Genomic DNA, 16,730 nt, shown 5'->3' with positions numbered 1-16,730 from the left:
GCTCCACGGGCCCGGTCGAGGAGAAAGACTTCACCCATGGCGGACGGCTCCCCACCTCCGGGCCCGGACCCGGTCGGTCCGGCCCCCGCCGTACGGCCGTTCCTGGTCACCGCCGGCCGGGTGGCGCCGACGGCGTCCGGCAGGCCGATGCCGGTCGAGACCCAGGTGGTGGCCACCGCCGAGGGACTCGCCTTCCTCGACGGGCTCTCCTTCGAGCAGCACGACATCGTCGCCGCCTGCCGGCTGCCGCAGTCCGTCGCGGAACTGGCGGCCCGGCTGCGGCTGCACCTCAACGTCGTGCGGGTCCTCGCCGAGGACCTGCGCGCCGCCGGGCACCTGACGGTGTACGTGCCCGACGTCGACGTCACCCACGACGCATCCGTCCTGCGCAGGGTGATCGATGGCCTGCGCGCCATCCCGAACTCCCGAGGGGTACTGCGTGACACCGACTGAACCGGCCACCCTCGCCCCGGCCGACCAGGGGGCCGTCGTACGACCGCCGCTGCCGGTCAAGATGGTGATCGCGGGCGGTTTCGGCGTGGGCAAGACCACCGCCGTGGGTGCGATCTCCGAGATCGAGCCGCTGACCACCGAGGCCGCCATCACGGAGGTCGCGGCGGGCGTGGACGACCTCAGCCACACCCCGGCGAAGACCACGACCACGGTGGCGATGGACTTCGGGTGCATCACCATCGACCCGACGCTGAAGCTGTATCTGTTCGGCACGCCCGGCCAGGAGCGGTTCGGGTTCATGTGGGACGACATCGTGGAGGGCGCGGTCGGCGGCCTGGTCATCGTGGACACCCGCCGTCTGGACGACTGCTACGCCGCCGTCGACTACTTCGAGCACCGCCAGATCCCGTTCGCGGTCGCCGTCAACGCCTTCGACGGGAAGGTGGAGCACAGCCTGGACGAGGTCCGCTGGGCGCTGGATGTCTCCGACGGTGTGCCGGTGGTGGTGTTCGACGCCCGGGAGCGGGGTTCTGTGCGGGATGCCCTGTTGGTTGTGCTGGAGCTTGCGCTGGCGCGCACGGAGGGCTGACCCCCACCGGCCCGCGTTCGGCTGCGGGTCAGTGGTTGGCTGATCGCGCCCCGCGGCGGAGCCGCTGATCGATACAGCCCCGCGCCCCTCAAGGGCCGCTTCTGCGTACCCCTGGTGACACTGTGAAGCGCGCCACCAGCCCGAACAAACCGAGCGTCAGCAGCGCCAGGACCGCCACCAGCGTCGCCCCGCCCACCACCTTCTCGTAGTTGCGCTGGTAGAGGCCGTCCACGATGTAGCGCCCAAGACCGCCCAGTGAGACGTACGCCGCGATGGTGGCCGTCGACACGATCTGGATGGCCGCCGAGCGCAGGCCGCTGAGGATCAGGGGGAGGGCGACCGGGAGTTCGACCTGGAAGAGGATGCGCGGCTCGGCCATGCCCATGCCGCGCGCCGCGTCCACCGGGGACGGGTCGACGGAGCGCACCGCCTCGTAGGTGGTGACGAGGATCGGCGGGACGGCGAGGACGACCAGCGGGATCATCACCGGCGTCAGGCCCAGCCCGAGCAGCACGAACATCAGCACGAGGAGGCCGAAGCTGGGCAGGGCCCGGCCGGCGGTGGCGACGAACGCCACGGTGTTGCCGCCGCGCCCGGTGTGCCCGGTGAGCAGGCCGACCGGCAGACCGATCGCGGCGGCGATGGCGAGCGCGGTGAGCGAGTACTGGATGTGCTCGCGCAGCCGGGTGGGGATGCCGTCGTAGCCGTGCCAGTGGGCGCTGTCGCTGAAGAAGGCGTTGATGAAGTGGAGGACGTTCATCGGACGGCGTCCTCCAGTGCTGCCTGCATCGGTTCGGGTTCGTCGACGGGACGGGGTTTGCGGGTGCCGCGCGGCATCCAGGGCGTCACGAGGACGCGGACGAGGACCAGCAGGGCGTCCGCGAGGATGGCGAGTACGGCCGTGCCGAGGACGGACAGCCAGACCAGGCGCGGCTGGTGGTAGATCATGCCGTCGTTGAGCAGATTGCCCAGGCCGCCCTGGTTGCCGATCAGCATGCCGACGCTGACCAGGGAGATGCTCGAGACGGTCGCGACCCGCAGCCCGGCGATGATCGCGGGCGCCGCGATCGGCAACTGGACCTGGAAGTAGCGGCGTACCGGCCCGAGACCCATCGCCATGGCCGCGTCGAGCGTCTCCTGCGGCACGGACCGGACGCCGTCCACGATCGCCGGGACGAACACCACCAGGCTGTAGATGCCCAGCGGGATCATCACCGTCGTCTCGGTCTGGCCGGTGTAGTCGATGAGGACGACGAAGAAGGCGAGCGAGGGGATCGCGTACAGGATCGTCGTCACCCACAGCACGGGCGGGTACAGCCAGCGCAGCCGGACGCAGAGTTGGGCGATGGGCAGCGCCACCACCAGTCCGGCCGCGACGGGGATCAGCGCCTCGCGCAGATGCAGACCGACCAGACCCCAGTAGGTGTTCTGCAGGTCGCTCGGGATGTCGAAGAAGCCGCCGCTCATCCGACGACCTTCTCCGTACGGCCTTCCGCGTGGGCGGTGCGGATGGCCTCGGCGATGGTCTGCTGCGAGACCACGCCCGCGACCCGGCCGTCGGCACCCACCGCGACGGCCCATCCGGTGGGCGAGAGCACGGCGCAGTCGAGCGCGGCGCGCAGCGAGTCCTTGCCCTGCTCGAAGGGGCGCCCGTGGGAGAGGAGCCGGGCCGGGTCCACGTGCCCCGCGGTGAGGGCGCCCGGCTCGCTCCAGCCGAGCGGCCTGCCGTCCACATCGGTGACCAGCAGATACGGCGCGCCGTTCGCGCTGCGTTCGGCGATCTGCTCGGCGGTGGCATCGACGGCCACGATCGGGGTGGTCAGCAGGTCGAGTCCCGCGGAGGAGAAGAACGACAGCCGCCGGATGCCGCGGTCCGCGCCGAGGAAGTCCTCGACGAACGCGTCCGCGGGGTTGGACAGCAGCTCGGCGGGCGGCGCGAACTGGGCGAGGTGACCACCGGTGCGCATCACGGCGACCATGGTGCCGATCTTGACGGCCTCGTCGATGTCATGGGTGACGAAGACGATGGTCTTGCCCAGCTCCTCCTGGATGCGGAGCAGTTCGTCCTGCAGTCCCTTGCGCACCACGGGGTCGACGGCCGAGAACGGCTCGTCCATCAGCAGCACCGGCGGATCCGCGGCCAGCGCCCGCGCCACGCCGACGCGCTGCTGCTGGCCCCCGGACAGCTGGTACGGGTACCGCTTGGCGAGCGCGCCGTCCAGTCCGACCCGCTCCATCAGCTCCCGGGCCCGCGCCCGCGCCTTGTCCTTGCTCCAGCCGAGCAGCCGGGGCACGGTGGCGATGTTGTCGACGATGGTGCGGTGCTGGAAGAGGCCGGCGTTCTGGATGACGTACCCCATGGACCGCCGCAGTGTGTTGACCGGCTGCTGGGTGATGTCCTTGCCGTCGAGGGTGATCGTGCCCTCGCTGGGCTCGATCATCCGGTTGATCATGCGCAGGGTCGTCGTCTTGCCGCAGCCCGACGGTCCGACGAAGACGGTGATCGAGCGGTCGGGTATCTCGAGCGAGAGGTTGTCGACCGCGACCGTACCGTCGGGGTAGCGCTTGGTGACTGAATCTATGCGTATCAAGACGCCGAACACCCTTCGGTCTGGGCAGTTGCAGGCAGAGTCTAGACCTCTTGTGTTTCGCGTTTCCTTCGGGAGTTTGGCCGGATCCGGACCCGGCCCCGGTATCCGCCCTCACCCGGCTGCTGATCGCACGGGCACGGCCCGGTTTCACGCCGTCCACCCCGCTGAAACCGCCGTGAAGCCGCCCTGAAGCCGGTCTCCCGCAGGCTCTGCGGCATGAACCCGACGACACCACCGGCCATCGAGGCCACCGGCCTGAGCAAGGCATACGGCGACAAGGTCGTCCTCGACGGCATCGACCTGCACGTCCCGTGCGGCACGGTCTTCGCGCTGCTCGGCCCGAACGGAGCCGGCAAGACCACCACCGTCCAGATCCTCTCCACCCTGATCCGTGCCGACGGCGGCGAGGCCCGGGTCGCCGGGCACGGTGTCGCCGCCGCACCGCAGTCCGTACGGGCCGCGATCGGTGTCACCGGCCAGTTCTCCGCCGTCGACAACCTGATCACCGGCGAGGAGAACATGGCGCTCATGGCGGACCTGCACCACCTCCCCCGCGCCGAGGGCAGGCGCGTCGCCGCCGAACTCCTGGAGCGCTTCGACCTGTCGGCGGCGGCGAGGAAGCCCGCCGCCACCTACTCCGGCGGTATGCGTCGGCGCCTGGACATCGCGATGACGCTGGTCGGCTCCCCCGAGGTGATCTTCCTCGACGAGCCGACCACCGGTCTCGACCCGCGCTCCCGGCACACCATGTGGCAGATCGTCCGCGAGCTCGTCGACGGCGGAGTCACCGTCTTCCTCACCACGCAGTACCTGGAGGAGGCCGATCAGCTCGCCGACCGCATCGCGGTGCTGAGCGGCGGCCGGCTCGTCGCCGAGGGCACGCCGGACGAGCTCAAGCGGCTGGTCCCCGGCGGCCATGTCCGGCTCCGGTTCCCCGACCCCGCTCAACTCGCCCGCGCGGCCCAGGTGTTGGGCCTCGGCCTGCGCGACGACGAGGCGCTCACCCTGCAGGTGCCGGGCGACGGCAGCGTGCACACCCTGCGCGCCCTGCTCGACACCCTCGACGGCGCCCGCGTCGACGTCGACTCCCTGACCGTGCACACCCCCGACCTCGACGACGTCTTCTTCACGGTCACCGACCGCCCCGGCCACGGGAAGGTGCAGGCCCGATGACCACCACCGCCCCGCCCGTCCTGCACGTCCGCGACTCGCTCACCATGCTGCGCCGCAATCTGCTGCACGCCCGCCGCTACCCGTCGATGACGCTCCAGGTCGCGCTCATCCCCGTCTTCCTGCTGCTCCTGTTCGTGTACGTCTTCGGTTCGGCGCTCGGCGCCGGGATCGGGCAGGGCGGCGGCCGCACCGCGTATCTCGCCTATCTCGTCCCCGGGATCCTGCTGATGACCGCGGGCACCGGAAGCGTGCCGACGGCGGTCGCCGTGTGCACGGACATGACCGAGGGCATCGTGGCCCGCTTCCGCACGATGGCGATCTCCCGGCCGTCGATCCTGGTCGGTCATGTGGTCGGCAGTGTCATCCAGACAGTGATCAACCTGGTCCTGGTGACCGTCGTCGCCCTCGCCATCGGCTTCCGCCCCGACGCGAGCCCCCTGGAGTGGCTGGCGGCCGGCGGGCTGCTCGTGCTCTTCGTCCTCGGCCTGACCTGGCTGTCGGTCGCCCTCGGGCTGATCAGCAAGACCCCGGAGGGTGCCAGCAACGCACCACTGCCGATCTCGTTCCTGCTGCCCTTCGTCAGCAGCACCTTCGTGCCGGTCGACTCGATGCCGTCCTGGATCCGCTGGTTCGCCGAGTACCAGCCGTTCACCACGGTCATCGAGACCGTGCGCGGGCTGCTGACCGGAACGGCGATCGGGCACAACGGCTGGATGGCGGTGGCGTGGAGCGTGGGGATCGCGATCCTCGGGTTCGTCTGGTCGCTCCGCCTGTTCGACCGCGACCCCAGCTGATCAGATCTCACCGACCGCCCGGAAAGGAACCCGAGATGACCACCGAGACCCCCGTCCACCTCACCCCCGAACTCGTCGAGAACCCCCTCGGCGCCTACGCCGGCCTGCGCACCCGCCCCGGCCTCGGCCATGTCGTCCTGCCCGGCCTGGACACCGCCGTACGGCTCGTCACCCGTCACGAGGACGTGAAGGCCGCGCTCACCGAACCGCGGCTGGTGCGGGACCGCTCGACGATCCCGGACTCCGAAATGCCGGACCCGCAGGCCGAGTTGCTGGCCCAGGGCGCGGGCGGCCTCCCGCCCGAGTACGCCCAGTACCTCTCGGGCCACCTGGCGCTCTTCGACGGCGACGAACACACCAGACGCCGCAACCCGCTCACCCGCGCCTTCACCGCCCGCCGGGTCGCCGCGCTCCGCCCCTTCGTGGAGAAGACCGCACAGGAGCTGATCGAGGCCCTCGCCGGGCGTGAACAGGCCGATCTGCTGGGCGAGTTCGCCTATCCGCTGAGCACCGCCGTCATCTGCGCGCTCGTCGGCGTGGACGCAGGCGACCAGGACCGGGTCTGCGCATGGATCCGGGACTTCGCGTACGGCGACGGCAGCCGCGTCCTCGAAGGGCTCGGCGGTGTCGTGCGGTACACCAAGGAGCTGGTGGCGCGGCGGCGGACGGAGCCCGCGGACGACCTGGTGTCGGCACTGCTGGCGGACGGCGGGATGACCGACGACGAGATCGTCACCGTCTTCTTCCTGCTGATCAACACGGGTATCACCCCGCCCGCCCTGTTCCTCGCGCACGCCGTCCTCGCCCTCCTCGACCACCCGGACCAGCTGGAGCGGCTGCGCGCCGAGCCCGGGCTGCTGGGCCGCGCGGTCCCCGAGCTCCTGCGGTATGTCACCCTGGTGCGCATGGGGGCCACGCTGTACGCCACCGAGGAGTTCGTGTTCGCCGGCACCCGGCTGCGCAAGGGCGAGGCGGTGACGGTCGCGCTTTTCGCCGCGGACCACGACCCGGCCGCCTACGACGCCCCCGAACGGCTCGACGTGACAAGGGAGTTCGGCCGCGGGGGCGGACACCTGGCGTTCGGGCACGGCCCGCACTACTGCATCGGCGCGGCGCTCGGCCGGCTGGTGACGGGGGTCGTGTTCGAGGAGCTTCTGGTACGGCGGCCGGCGGCACCGGACCTCGCCGTGGACCGCGCCGAGGTGCGGTTCGGGCACTGGCCCGGCGACGGCTTCCATCTGCTGGGCCTGCCGGTCAGGCTGTGAGCCCGGCCCGCACCAGGCCCAGTGCGACCTCGCGCAACCCGTCCGCGTCCAGGGCGGCATACGTGGACACCGCGTCCTCGTACGCCGCCTTGTCGGCGTTCCTGGCGGCCTCGCGGGCGAGCGCCGAGGACATGGTCGGCTGGAAGTTGCGCAGGGCACGGAAGCGTTCGGCGAGGGCGGTCAGCCGGGCCCCGCGCTCGCTGTCGCCGTCCGCGAGGGCGACCGTGGCCAGGGCGAGCAGCATGGCGCCGCACACCGGGTACTCGACGGTGACGTGGTGCGGGGCCCGCCCGGGCCGGGTCAGCAGGGTGGTCAGGCGGCCGGGCAGCGCCGCGGCCAGGGGGGCCACCAGGTCGGTGCGAGCGTGCCGGGCGTGGGCGACGAGGGCGACAGACTGCAGCTCCAGCACCCAGCCCTCCCTGAGGAGTTCGTCGCCGAAGACCGGGGCCGCGCGGCTGTTCTCCAGGCGTTCCAGGGCCCGCCGCCACAGCCCGAGCCCGGTCTCGATGTCGCCTCGCGCGAGGGCCATCTCGGCGCGGGCACCCAGGTCGGGGGTGAAGGCGTCGGAGCCGGCGCCGTCCGGCTGGTGACGCAGGGCCTCCTCCAGCCAGTGTTCCGCGGTGTCGAGGTCGCCGGTCTGCAGATGGGCGAGCATCAGGCCCCACCGCATGCCGATGGCGTCGTTCCATTCGCCGAGGCTCTGCAGGGCGTCCAGCGCCGTCCGCAGGTGGGCCAGGGCCTCGGCGCCGCGCTCGGTCTGCAGGCAGAGTTCGGCGAGCCGGGAGGCGGGCCAGATCCGCAGCAGCGGGATGTCCCGCTCGCCGAGCAGCTCGACCGTGCGGCGGGCGGCGGCGAGGGCGAGGTCCGGCCGTTGCTCGCTCTCCCCCACGTAGCTCGCGACGCAGTTGGCGACGCCCGCGAGCAACGGCTGCTCCGCCTCGCACACTTCGGCCAGCGCGTCCCGGTCGGTCAGCACCCGCGGGAAGGCCCGCAGCACCGCCGCCACGGCCCGCACCAGGGTGTCCGGCTCGGCGGGCGGCAGCCGGCGCAGGGTGACCAGGGTGCGTACGGCACCCGGTCCGACGCCCAGGAACAGGTTGGCGGTGAGCAGGGCGGCGGCGGTGCGGGCCGGCTCGACGTGTGCAGGGCCGGGCCGGTAGTGGGACAGCGGCCGGGCGCAGTCCTCGGTGAGGGCGATCAGCCGGGGGTAGTTGGCCTCCGTGGTCCACAGGCCTGCGAGTACGGCGGTGACCGCGGCGACGGTGTCGAGGTCCTCGCGGGCAAGCGCGAGCCGCAGGGCGTGGACGAGGTTGTCCTGCTCGGCGCGGATCAGCTGCCAGGACGCGAGGGGGTCGGCGCCGAACGGGGCGTCGTGGTGGACGGTCCCGAAGTCCCGTGCCCAGCCGAGGAACCGCTCGGTGACGGCGGCCTCCCGGTGCACGGCGGCGAACTCACGGACCGTCTCCAGCATGCGGAAGCGGGAGCCGTAGGCGGTGTCGGCGACCTTCAGCAGGGAGTGGTCGACAAGGTCTTCCAGGATCTCCCAGGCATCGTCGACGAGTTGCTCGGCCGCCCGCGCCGTGAACCCGGCGGGGAAGACGGACAGCGCGGCCAGGGCCCTCCGCGCCGGCTCGGCGAGGAGGTTCCAGCTCCAGTCGACGACGGCGTGCAGGGTGCGGTGCCGCTGCGGGGCGTCCCGGGAGCCGCCCCGCAGCAGGGCGAAGCGGTCCTCCAGACGCCGGGCGATCTCCGCGACGGACATCACCCGCACCCTTGCCGCGGCGAGTTCCACGGCCAGGGGAAGCCCGTCGAGACGGCTGCACAGCGCGGCCACGGTCTCGGCGTGCAGGTCGAGGTCCGGGCGGGCGGCGCGGGCGCGCTGTTCGAACAGCTCGACGGTGGTCGCGGGGTCCAGCTCGGGCAGCGGATAGACGGTCTCGGAGGACAGTCCGAGCGGGGCCCGGCTGGTGGTGAGGATCCGCAGGTCCCGGGTCCTCGACACGACGGCCTGGACCAGGTCGGCGACACCGCGCACCACGTGCTCACAGTTGTCCAGGACGAGCAGCGCGGGTCCGCAACCGAGGACGCCCACGATGCCGGCGACCGGGTCGGTGCCGGAGGCGTCCAGCGCGGAGGCGACCTCGGCGGCGACATCCGCGTCCCGGCGGACACCGGCGAGCGGCACCAGGTGCACGACACGCTGCTCCGCGTCCCGGGCGACGGCGCTCGCGAGGCGGGTCTTGCCGAGGCCGCCGGGCCCGACGACCGAGGTGACGCGGGCACGGTGCAGCAGCCGGGTGACGGCCGCGACATCGGCGTCCCGCCCGAGAAGGGGGTTGGGCTCGTGCGGAACCCCGCGGCGTACGACGGGTGCCTCGCCGCGCAGCAGTTCCTGGTGGAGTTCCTGGAGGGCGGGCCCGGGGTCGGTGCCGAGTTCGTCGCGCAGACGGCGACGGTGGGCGTCGTACGTGGCCAGGGCGGCGGCAGGCCCCTCGGCGGCCGCCTGGCAGCGCATCAGCTCCAGGAGCAGTTCCTCGTCGTGGGGCCGGTCGGCGGCCAGTTCGGCGAGCGGGCCGAGGGCCTCGTCCCGGCGGCCGGTGCGGGCGAGGGAGAGTGCGCGGCAGCGGACGAGCGCGCGGTGGGTCACGGCCCGCTCGGCGCGCAGTTCCCCGACGGGATCGCCGAAGGTGCCGGCTGCGTCGGCCGGGGCGCCGTCCCACAGCCCGAGCCCCTCCTCCGCCTCGGCGAGGGCGCCCGCGTGGTCCCCGGCCCGCGCCTTCTCGGCGCAGGCGGCGGCGAACAGCAGGACGGCGGAGGCGTCGACCTGGTCCTCGCGCAGGGCGAGCCGGTATCCGGTCGGGGTACTGGCGATGACCTCCGCGCCGAACCGACGGCGGGCTCTCGACACCAGGATCTGCAAGGCCTTGACCGGGTTCTCGGGCTGCTCGTCCGGCCACAGCCCGTCGACCAGCCGCCCGGCACCGCACCCGGCCCGCAGCTCCCCGGCCAGCAGCGCGAGCAGCCCCCGCAGCCGGGGTGCGGTGATCTCCTGCCCCCGGTGGGCGACGGACGACAGCAGCGTCAACTCGATGGTCACCGCGCCAGGTTAGTCAGGGCGGGGGACCGGGGGTCAGGCAGCCGCGGGAGACTCCGGTGCGGTCGGAAACCCCTCCGTCCGCAGCACCTGCCCGCCCGCGTCCACGGCGAACACCTCGCAGCCCGCCCGCGAGGCGGCCCACTCGATGCCCTGCACGCCCAGCGCGAAGGCCGCCGTCGCCACCGAGTCCGCCTCCGTGAGCGACGACGCCACGACGGTCATGCTCAGCAGGCCGGTCGCCGGGAGTCCCGTACGGCCGTCGATGATGTGGTCGCCGCGCTCGTAGCGGGCGGAGGTGGCGACCGCGCCTTCGGTGAGCTCGAGGACGGTGCACAGCTTGTCGGCTTGTTCGGGGTGCCGTACGCCGACCCGCCAGGGGCCGCCGGCGGCGACCACGTCACCGCCGGCGTTCAGGACGAACCGCTGCGCGCCGGCCGCCTTCAGCAGCTCCGCCGCCCGCTGCACCGACCAGCCCTTGACCACCGCACAGGGGTCGAGGCCGCGGCCGGGCAGCCGTACGTCGAAGGCTCCGCCCGTCGCGGTCCGGTAGTGCTCGCACAGGTCGAGGACCTCGACGAGGTCGTCGCTGAGCTGGTGGGAGGCCAGCTCGCCGCGGCCGTGGCGGGACACCTCGCTGTCGGGCCTGAAGGGGCTGAACCGGGCGTCGACCTCGCGCAGCCAGGCGAAGACCGCGTCGGCGGCCGACTCCGGAACGTCCTCGTCGTCGACCCGGAGCGAGACGGGGAAGCCCATGACGTGTTCGACGCGGTGCATGCGGATCAGTCCTTCGCGTCGATCGCGGCCTGGAGGGACTCCTTGTAGCCGTCGCTCGTGATGGTCGCACCGGACACGGTGTCGATTTTCGCGCTCTGCGCCTTCAGCGTCTCCGCAATCAGCTTCGGCACCGCCGCCGCCGTCTGCGGATGGTTCGGCTGCTGCAGCATCTTCACCGCGGTGATCTTCTCGCCGGAGAAGGCCACCTGGACCTGCACGGGGCCCTTCTGCGTGTTCACCGTCGAACCGGAGACGGTCCGGGAGGCGGCGGAGGCCGAGGGGGACGCGGACGTCTTCGCGCTCGCGCCGTTCGAATCGATCGCCGCCTGCAGGGACTTCTTGTAGGCCTCGCTGGTGATCGTCGCACCCGACACCGTGTCGATGTCCGCGCTCTGCGCCTTCAGCGTCTCCGCGACCAGCTTCGGCACCGCCGCCGCCGTCTGCGGATGGTTCGGCTGCTGCAGCATCTTCACCGCGGTGATCTTCTCGCCGGAGAAGGTCACCTGGACCTGCACGGGGCCCTTCTCCGTCCGGATCGTCGTGCCCCTGACGACCGTGCCGGACGAAGAGCCTGCGGCGGAGGGCGTCGAGGCGGGCTCGGCGGTGGAGGTCGCAGCGCCGACGGACGGCTCGTAGCGCCAGACCGGGACCAGCCCCGCGATGCTCAGGACGACGACAGGTATGGCTCGCTTCACGATGTCTTTCCCGTCTTCCTCATCCGGCCAGGCTGAAGCGCTCGAAGTGGATCTGCTGCTTGGGCACGCCCAGGTCGCCCAGACTGCGCAGCACCGCGTTCATCATCGGCGGCGGCCCGCACAGGAAGACGTCCCGGTCACCGATGTCCGGCACCAGCCGGGCCAGCTCGCGCGGCGCCAGCTTGTCGGGGACGGCCGGTCCGGTGACCAGGTGCAGCTCGGCGCCCTTGGCCGCCGCCAGTTCGCGCAGTTCGTCGTAGAGGACGGCGTCGCGGTCCGAGGCCACGCGGTAGATGACGACCGCATGGCCCGCGATGTCCTCCAGGATGGCCCGGATGGGGGTGACGCCGACGCCGCCCGCGATCAGCAGCGACTCGGACTTCGTGCGGTGCAGTGTGGTGAAGGCGCCGTAGGGGCCTTCGGCGAACACGCGCGTGCCGACCTTCACATGCCGCAGGGCGGCGCTGCCCTCGCCCGCCGCCTTGGCGGTGAGGCGCAGGGTGCGGCCGTCGGGGGCGGCGGAGAGGGAGAAGGGGTTCGCCTGCCACCAGCGGTCGCGGGTCAGGAAGCGCCACAGGAAGAACTGGCCGGCCTGTGCGGGCATCCGGTCCAGGTCGCGCCCGGTCATGTAGATCGAGACGACGTGGTCGGACTCGTGGACGACCGCGGAGACCCGCAGCTGGTGCCGCAGGTTCCGCCACAGCGGCAGGACCAGACGGCCGAGGACCACCGCGCCGAGGGCGACGCCCCACACGCCGTACCAGTACGTCTTGGCGGCGGACGACGCGGTGAACGTCGTACCGACCGCGACCTGGTGCGTGAACGCGAACACCACGGCGACATAGGTGTAGAGGTGGAGGAAGTGCCAGGTCTCGTAAGCGAGGCGGCGGCGGGCGTAGCGGGCCGAGACGGCGCCGACCACGAGGATGATGCCGAGCGCGACGATCGCCCGGAGCACGCCCTCCGTCGTCTCGGCGAGGTCGACGAGCTCGCTGACGGGACCGACGCCCGCGCCCTGGGCGTAGCCGAAGGTGATGAAGACGGCGTGTCCGAGCAGCGTCCACAGCAGGGCGAAGCCGGTCCAGCGGTGCCAGGAGGTCAGCCGGTCCATGCCGATGCGGCGGTCGAGCCATGGCAGCCGGGCGACCAGCACCAGCTGGAAGGCCATGACGAGGGCGCCGTAGAGGCCGAGGAGGCGGCCGATGACGATCAGGGCGTTGGAGGCGAAGCCCGCCTGGGCGAAGAAGTAGGCGACCACGGCCGCGTTCGCGGCGAGCACGGCGTACAGGCCCGTGCGGGCCACCACCCTGGGGCGTATCGCCGTGGGGGGCGCAGGGGGTGATTGGACGGTCGTCACGGACGGCAGCTCCTTGATCGGGTCCTGGGTGACCGAGCTTGGCGGGCGGAAGCTGTCGATAGCCTGTCGTACAACTTACAAGTACTTATCGATGTGCCGGCTGTGTGCCCGACCACAGGGCCCGGCCTTTCGCGTACCGCACTATGAGCGGGTGGAAAAAGTACGACTCCTGGTCGTGGACGACGACCCGCCCATCGCCGATCTCGTCGCGACCGTGGCCCGTTACGAGGGCTGGGACGCGGTCACCGCGAACTCCGGTGAGGAGGCGCTCAGGCTGGCCGGTGAGTTCCGCCCGGACATCGTGGTGCTGGATCTGATGCTGCCCGACGTGGACGGCTTCGGTGTCCTGGACCGGCTGCGCGGCTCGGGCACGATGGTCCCGGTGGTGTTCCTGACCGCGCGGGACGGCGTCGCCGACCGGGTGGCGGGCCTGACCCGGGGCGGTGACGACTACCTGGTCAAGCCGTTCGCGGTGGAGGAGCTGATGGCCCGGCTGCGCACGGTGCTGCGGCGCAGCGCCGGGCCCGGCTTCCAGCGCTCCGTCCTCAGGGTCGCGGACCTGACGATGGACGAGGACACCCGCGAGGTCCGCCGCGGGGACAAGCTGCTGACGCTCACCCCGACCGAGTACGAGGTGCTGCGTTTCCTGATGCGCAAGTCGCCGACCGTGATGACCAAGGCGCAGATCCTCGACCATGTGTGGGAGTACGGCTTCGGAGGCCGCTCGAACGTCGTCGAGCTGGTCGTCAGCAGGCTGCGCCGCAAGCTCGACGACACGGGCGAGCCGCTGATCCAGACGGTGCGGGGCTTCGGGTATGTGATCCGGCAGGCGGCCGAGTGATCCGCCGCCTGCCCTCGTACCGAGGACTGCGGCTGGGCACCCGGCTGGCGCTGGGGCTCGGAGTGCTGGCACTGGTGGTGTTCGCCGTCGTCGGCACGGCCCTGACGACCTATATGCGGGACTATCTGTCGCACCAGCTCGACGACCAGCTGGGGCTCGCCCAGGTCGCCCAGTCCAAGAACGTCGCGGAGACCGGCACCCTCCAGGGCAAGAAGTACTGGGGCTGGTACTACGCCGTGTACGACGTGTCGGGCGGCAAGGCGGTGCTCCGCAAGCCGGAGGAACCCGGCGACCTCCCCCACGACATCGCCCCCCTCACCTCCCTGGCCAGGGCTCAGTCCGCCTCGGACAGCGAAGTGGTGCGCACCGCGAACCTCACGGGCGACGGCACCTACCGGCTGCGCGCCTGCGAGGTCAAGCCCGGTGTGGTCCTGATCAGCGGCGCGCCGATGGCCGACATCGACGACACGGTACGGCGGCTGATCACGGTCCAGGTCATCGCCTTCGGGCTCGCCCTGCTGGCGCTGGTGGTGTTCGGACGCAGGATGCTCAAACGCGGTCTGAACCCGCTGAGCGACATGGCGCACACCGCCCAAGGCATTGCCTCGCACGACCTGACCGAGTCGGCGGCCCGGCTGCCGCTGCGCGCCGACAAGCGGGGCGGCGGCCCGGAGGTCGAGGAGCTGCGCACCGCCTTCAACACCATGCTGGAGCACATCGACGACTCGCTCGCGGTCCGCGCGGAGGCCGAACAGCGGCTGCGCCGCTTCGTAGCGGACGCCTCGCACGAGCTGCGCACCCCGCTGATGTCCGTACGGGGCTACGCGGACCTCTTCCAGTACGCCGCCGCCAACGCCCCCGAGGAGCGCGACAGGCACCTGGCCCGGCTGCGCGCCGAAGCGGCCCGGATGGGCGTGCTCCTGGACGACCTGCTGCTGCTCGCCCGCCTGGACGCGGCGGAGGTGGAGGCGCCGCTGCGGATGCAGGACACGGACCTGGTGGAGCTGGTGGACGAGGCGGCCGCCGCCTTCCGCGCGACCCATCCGGAGCGCCCTCTGAAGGTGACGTCCGGCCCGCCCTCGCTGACGCTCCGTCTGGACCCGCACCGCATCCGCCAGGTCCTGGACAACCTGCTCACCAACGCGGCCGTGCACACGCCGGCCGGTACGCCGGTGTCGATGGCGGTCGAGGTGACGGGCGACAAGGCCGTCGTACGGGTCGAGGACACCGGCCCCGGAATCCCGGCCGCCGACCAGGACCGCGTCTTCGACCGCTTCTACCGCGTCGACAAGGCCCGCAGCCGCGACCGGGGCGGCAGCGGGCTCGGCCTGTCGGTCGCCGGTTCCCTGGTCCGCGCCCACGGCGGCACGATCGAACTGCGCAGCGAACCCGGCTCGACGGTGTTCACGGTCTCGCTGCCGGTGCGCGCCTGACTCCCGGAGCCGGGAGGTCTTACGGACCCGTGACGTCCCGGGCGCGGCCCACGTGTCCCGCCCGGTCGCGGCCCTAGCGTGGCCGCATGCGAGTACTGGTCACCGGCGGCGCCGGGTTCATCGGGTCCCATGTCGTGCGGGCGCTGGAGGCACACGGGCACGAGCCCGTCGTGTACGACGTCCGGGCCGATCCCGCCTCGGACGTACGCAGCCCCACAACCCTCCGGCGTTCCCTGACCGGCGTCGACGCCGTGTGCCACCAGGCGGCGATGGTCGGCCTCGGCGCCGGCTTCGCGGACGCGGCCGACTACGTCTCCCACAACGACCTCGGCACCGCCGTCCTGCTCACCGCCATGGCCGAGGCGGGCGTACGGCGGCTGGTCCTTGCCGGGTCGATGGTGGTGTACGGCGAGGGCCGCTACGCCTGTGCGCGGCACGGGGTGGTACGGCCGGGGCCGCGCACGGTGGCCGACCTGGACGCCGGCCGCTTCGAGCCGCCGTGCCCGGTGTGCGGTGCGGCGCTGTCCCCCGGGCTGGTCGGCGAGGACGCCCCGGTCGACCCGCGCAATGTGTACGCGACGACCAAGCTCACCCAGGAACACCTGGCGGCGGCGTGGGCGCGCGCCACGGGCGGCTCGGCGGTGTCGCTGCGCTACCACAACGTGTACGGGCCGGGGATGCCCCGCGACACCCCGTACGCGGGTGTCGCCTCCTTCTTCCGCTCGGCGCTGGCCCGCGGCGAGTCCCCGCGGGTCTTCGAGGACGGCCGGCAGCGGCGGGACTTCGTGCATGTGCGGGACGTGGCGGCGGCCAACGTGGCGGCGCTGGAGGCGGGTTGTGGCGAGGGGGCGCTGACCGCGTACAACGCCGGCAGCGGCGAGGTGCACACGGTCGGTGAGATGGCCCGTGCGCTGGCCGCGGCGTACGACGGCCCGCAGCCGGTCGTCACCGGGGAGTACCGGCTCGGCGACGTACGGCACATCACGGCGGACTCGGCGCGGCTGCGGGCCGAACTGGGCTGGAAGGCCGAGGTGGGCTTCGAGGAGGGCATGCGGGAGTTCGCGCGGGCCGGAATGCGTGAGGGATAGGCCCCCGAGGGACGGGTGGTGCTGCCCGCATTCACGAAGCGGCAGCGGGCAGCGCCACCATGCGGGAGTTCACGCGGACGCACTGAGCGTGTCCACGCCGGGACGACGTCGTTGTCGTCGATCATGGCGCTGTTCGGCACAAATCAGTTGAAAGGATCGCAGAATGCTCCGGAGTACTCTCAAGCCCACCCGCACCCGGATCGCCGCGCTGCTCAGCGCACCGGTGGTCGGCGTGTTCCTCCTCGCCCCCTCGGCCTTCGCGGACACGCCGCCGCCCGGCAAGAAGGTCGACAGCGCCACCGTCATCGACAGGGCCTGCAAGCACGCGAACGAGGACTCCGAGGACGCCGCGAACGGGACCTGCGAGAAGCTCGTCGCACCGCTCCTCTCCCATGCCATCGGCCCCGGCAGCGGGCTCACCTGCCGGGAGATCTCCGCGACCGACGTCGAGTGCCGCCCCGAGAGGTGACCCCTCAGGCCTCCCCCACCGGCAGGGCCCGCAAGCACACGAGCGAGAAGTCCCAGGGCAGCGCGGACAGGACCCGCGAGAAGACCATCACCCCGCTCCACTCGCACGCCA

Annotated in this window: 16 protein-coding genes; 9 read left to right on the top strand and 7 right to left on the bottom strand. The window is 72.1% G+C overall.

What is annotated here, in order from left to right; translation table 11 throughout:
• Positions 1 to 36: 36 nt before the first annotated feature.
• Together ACIBW9_RS32285 and ACIBW9_RS32280 are read left to right on the top strand one after the other, a co-directional pair.
• Positions 37 to 453, top strand: coding sequence for a DUF742 domain-containing protein (locus tag ACIBW9_RS32285; protein WP_398960557.1), 417 nt, complete (start codon positions 37 to 39; stop codon positions 451 to 453).
• Positions 440 to 1,042, top strand: a complete 603-nt coding sequence (locus tag ACIBW9_RS32280) for a GTP-binding protein (RefSeq protein ID WP_398960556.1) — start codon at positions 440 to 442, stop codon at positions 1,040 to 1,042. Before ACIBW9_RS32285 ends, ACIBW9_RS32280 begins: the two co-directional genes overlap by 14 nt.
• An 88-nt stretch (positions 1,043 to 1,130) precedes the next feature.
• On the opposite strand, the gene ACIBW9_RS32275 is transcribed toward ACIBW9_RS32280, so the two are convergent.
• The 3 genes from ACIBW9_RS32275 to ACIBW9_RS32265 are packed head-to-tail and all read right to left on the bottom strand — an operon-like array spanning position 1,131 to position 3,633.
• The gene (locus ACIBW9_RS32275; RefSeq protein WP_398960555.1) at positions 1,131 to 1,802 is read right to left on the bottom strand and encodes an ABC transporter permease; all 672 of its coding nucleotides are present in this window, start codon (positions 1,800 to 1,802) and stop codon (positions 1,131 to 1,133) included.
• Positions 1,799 to 2,509 carry an ABC transporter permease gene (locus tag ACIBW9_RS32270; protein ID WP_398960554.1) on the bottom strand — a complete coding sequence of 237 codons (711 nt, stop codon included), beginning with the start codon at positions 2,507 to 2,509 and terminating at the stop codon, positions 1,799 to 1,801. Before ACIBW9_RS32270 ends, ACIBW9_RS32275 begins: the two co-directional genes overlap by 4 nt.
• Positions 2,506 to 3,633, bottom strand: a complete 1,128-nt coding sequence (locus ACIBW9_RS32265) for an ABC transporter ATP-binding protein (RefSeq protein ID WP_398960553.1) — start codon at positions 3,631 to 3,633, stop codon at positions 2,506 to 2,508. The genes ACIBW9_RS32270 and ACIBW9_RS32265 overlap by 4 nt, the downstream gene beginning before the upstream one ends.
• A 216-nt stretch (positions 3,634 to 3,849) precedes the next feature.
• Here ACIBW9_RS32265 and ACIBW9_RS32260 point away from each other — a divergent pair, with 216 nt between their 5' ends.
• The 3 genes from ACIBW9_RS32260 to ACIBW9_RS32250 are packed head-to-tail and all read left to right on the top strand — an operon-like array spanning position 3,850 to position 6,865.
• Positions 3,850 to 4,806, top strand: coding sequence for an ATP-binding cassette domain-containing protein (locus ACIBW9_RS32260; protein WP_398960552.1), 957 nt, complete (start codon positions 3,850 to 3,852; stop codon positions 4,804 to 4,806).
• Entirely contained in the window at positions 4,803 to 5,600 is a 798-nt protein-coding gene (locus ACIBW9_RS32255) for an ABC transporter permease (RefSeq protein ID WP_398960551.1), read from the top strand. Before ACIBW9_RS32260 ends, ACIBW9_RS32255 begins: the two co-directional genes overlap by 4 nt.
• A gap of 35 nt (positions 5,601 to 5,635) precedes the next feature.
• The gene (locus ACIBW9_RS32250) at positions 5,636 to 6,865 is read left to right on the top strand and encodes a cytochrome P450 (protein ID WP_398960550.1); all 1,230 of its coding nucleotides are present in this window, start codon (positions 5,636 to 5,638) and stop codon (positions 6,863 to 6,865) included.
• Here ACIBW9_RS32250 and ACIBW9_RS32245 read toward each other — a convergent pair.
• From ACIBW9_RS32245 to ACIBW9_RS32230, 4 genes are read right to left on the bottom strand one after another with little or no spacing between them, the layout of a single operon-like run.
• Positions 6,855 to 9,962 carry an ATP-binding protein gene (locus tag ACIBW9_RS32245; protein ID WP_398960549.1) on the bottom strand — a complete coding sequence of 1,036 codons (3,108 nt, stop codon included), beginning with the start codon at positions 9,960 to 9,962 and terminating at the stop codon, positions 6,855 to 6,857. The two genes, ACIBW9_RS32250 and ACIBW9_RS32245, sit on opposite strands and share 11 nt — an antisense overlap.
• A 33-nt stretch (positions 9,963 to 9,995) precedes the next feature.
• On the bottom strand, positions 9,996 to 10,736 hold the full coding sequence (locus tag ACIBW9_RS32240) for an FAD:protein FMN transferase (protein ID WP_398960548.1): 741 nt from the start codon (positions 10,734 to 10,736) through the stop codon (positions 9,996 to 9,998).
• 5 nt (positions 10,737 to 10,741) lie between these two features.
• On the bottom strand, positions 10,742 to 11,431 hold the full coding sequence (locus tag ACIBW9_RS32235) for an FMN-binding protein (RefSeq protein ID WP_398960547.1): 690 nt from the start codon (positions 11,429 to 11,431) through the stop codon (positions 10,742 to 10,744).
• Positions 11,432 to 11,450: 19 nt separating this feature from the next.
• Entirely contained in the window at positions 11,451 to 12,788 is a 1,338-nt protein-coding gene (locus ACIBW9_RS32230; RefSeq protein WP_398960546.1) for a ferric reductase-like transmembrane domain-containing protein, read from the bottom strand.
• Between the two features lie 151 nt (positions 12,789 to 12,939).
• Between ACIBW9_RS32230 and ACIBW9_RS32225 the strand changes: the two genes are divergently transcribed.
• The 4 genes from ACIBW9_RS32225 (at position 12,940) to ACIBW9_RS32210 (ending at position 16,619) form a co-directional block, all read left to right on the top strand.
• Positions 12,940 to 13,629: a response regulator transcription factor gene (locus ACIBW9_RS32225; protein WP_398960545.1), complete on the top strand. Its 690-nt coding sequence runs from the start codon at positions 12,940 to 12,942 to the stop codon at positions 13,627 to 13,629.
• The gene (locus tag ACIBW9_RS32220) at positions 13,626 to 15,062 is read left to right on the top strand and encodes a sensor histidine kinase (protein ID WP_398960544.1); all 1,437 of its coding nucleotides are present in this window, start codon (positions 13,626 to 13,628) and stop codon (positions 15,060 to 15,062) included. Before ACIBW9_RS32225 ends, ACIBW9_RS32220 begins: the two co-directional genes overlap by 4 nt.
• Positions 15,063 to 15,148: 86 nt before the next feature.
• A complete protein-coding gene (locus tag ACIBW9_RS32215) occupies positions 15,149 to 16,150 on the top strand; it encodes an NAD-dependent epimerase/dehydratase family protein (protein ID WP_398960543.1) in 1,002 nt (333 codons plus the stop codon).
• Between the two features lie 163 nt (positions 16,151 to 16,313).
• Positions 16,314 to 16,619 carry a hypothetical protein gene (locus tag ACIBW9_RS32210; RefSeq protein ID WP_398960542.1) on the top strand — a complete coding sequence of 102 codons (306 nt, stop codon included), beginning with the start codon at positions 16,314 to 16,316 and terminating at the stop codon, positions 16,617 to 16,619.
• The last annotated feature ends 111 nt before the right edge of the window (positions 16,620 to 16,730 follow it).

Source organism: Streptomyces sp. NPDC049541 (assembly GCF_044465725.1).
GTDB lineage: Bacteria > Actinomycetota > Actinomycetes > Streptomycetales > Streptomycetaceae > Streptomyces.
Note: the sequence above shows the minus strand (reverse complement) of the source record. Positions and strands in the feature narration are given on the sequence as shown.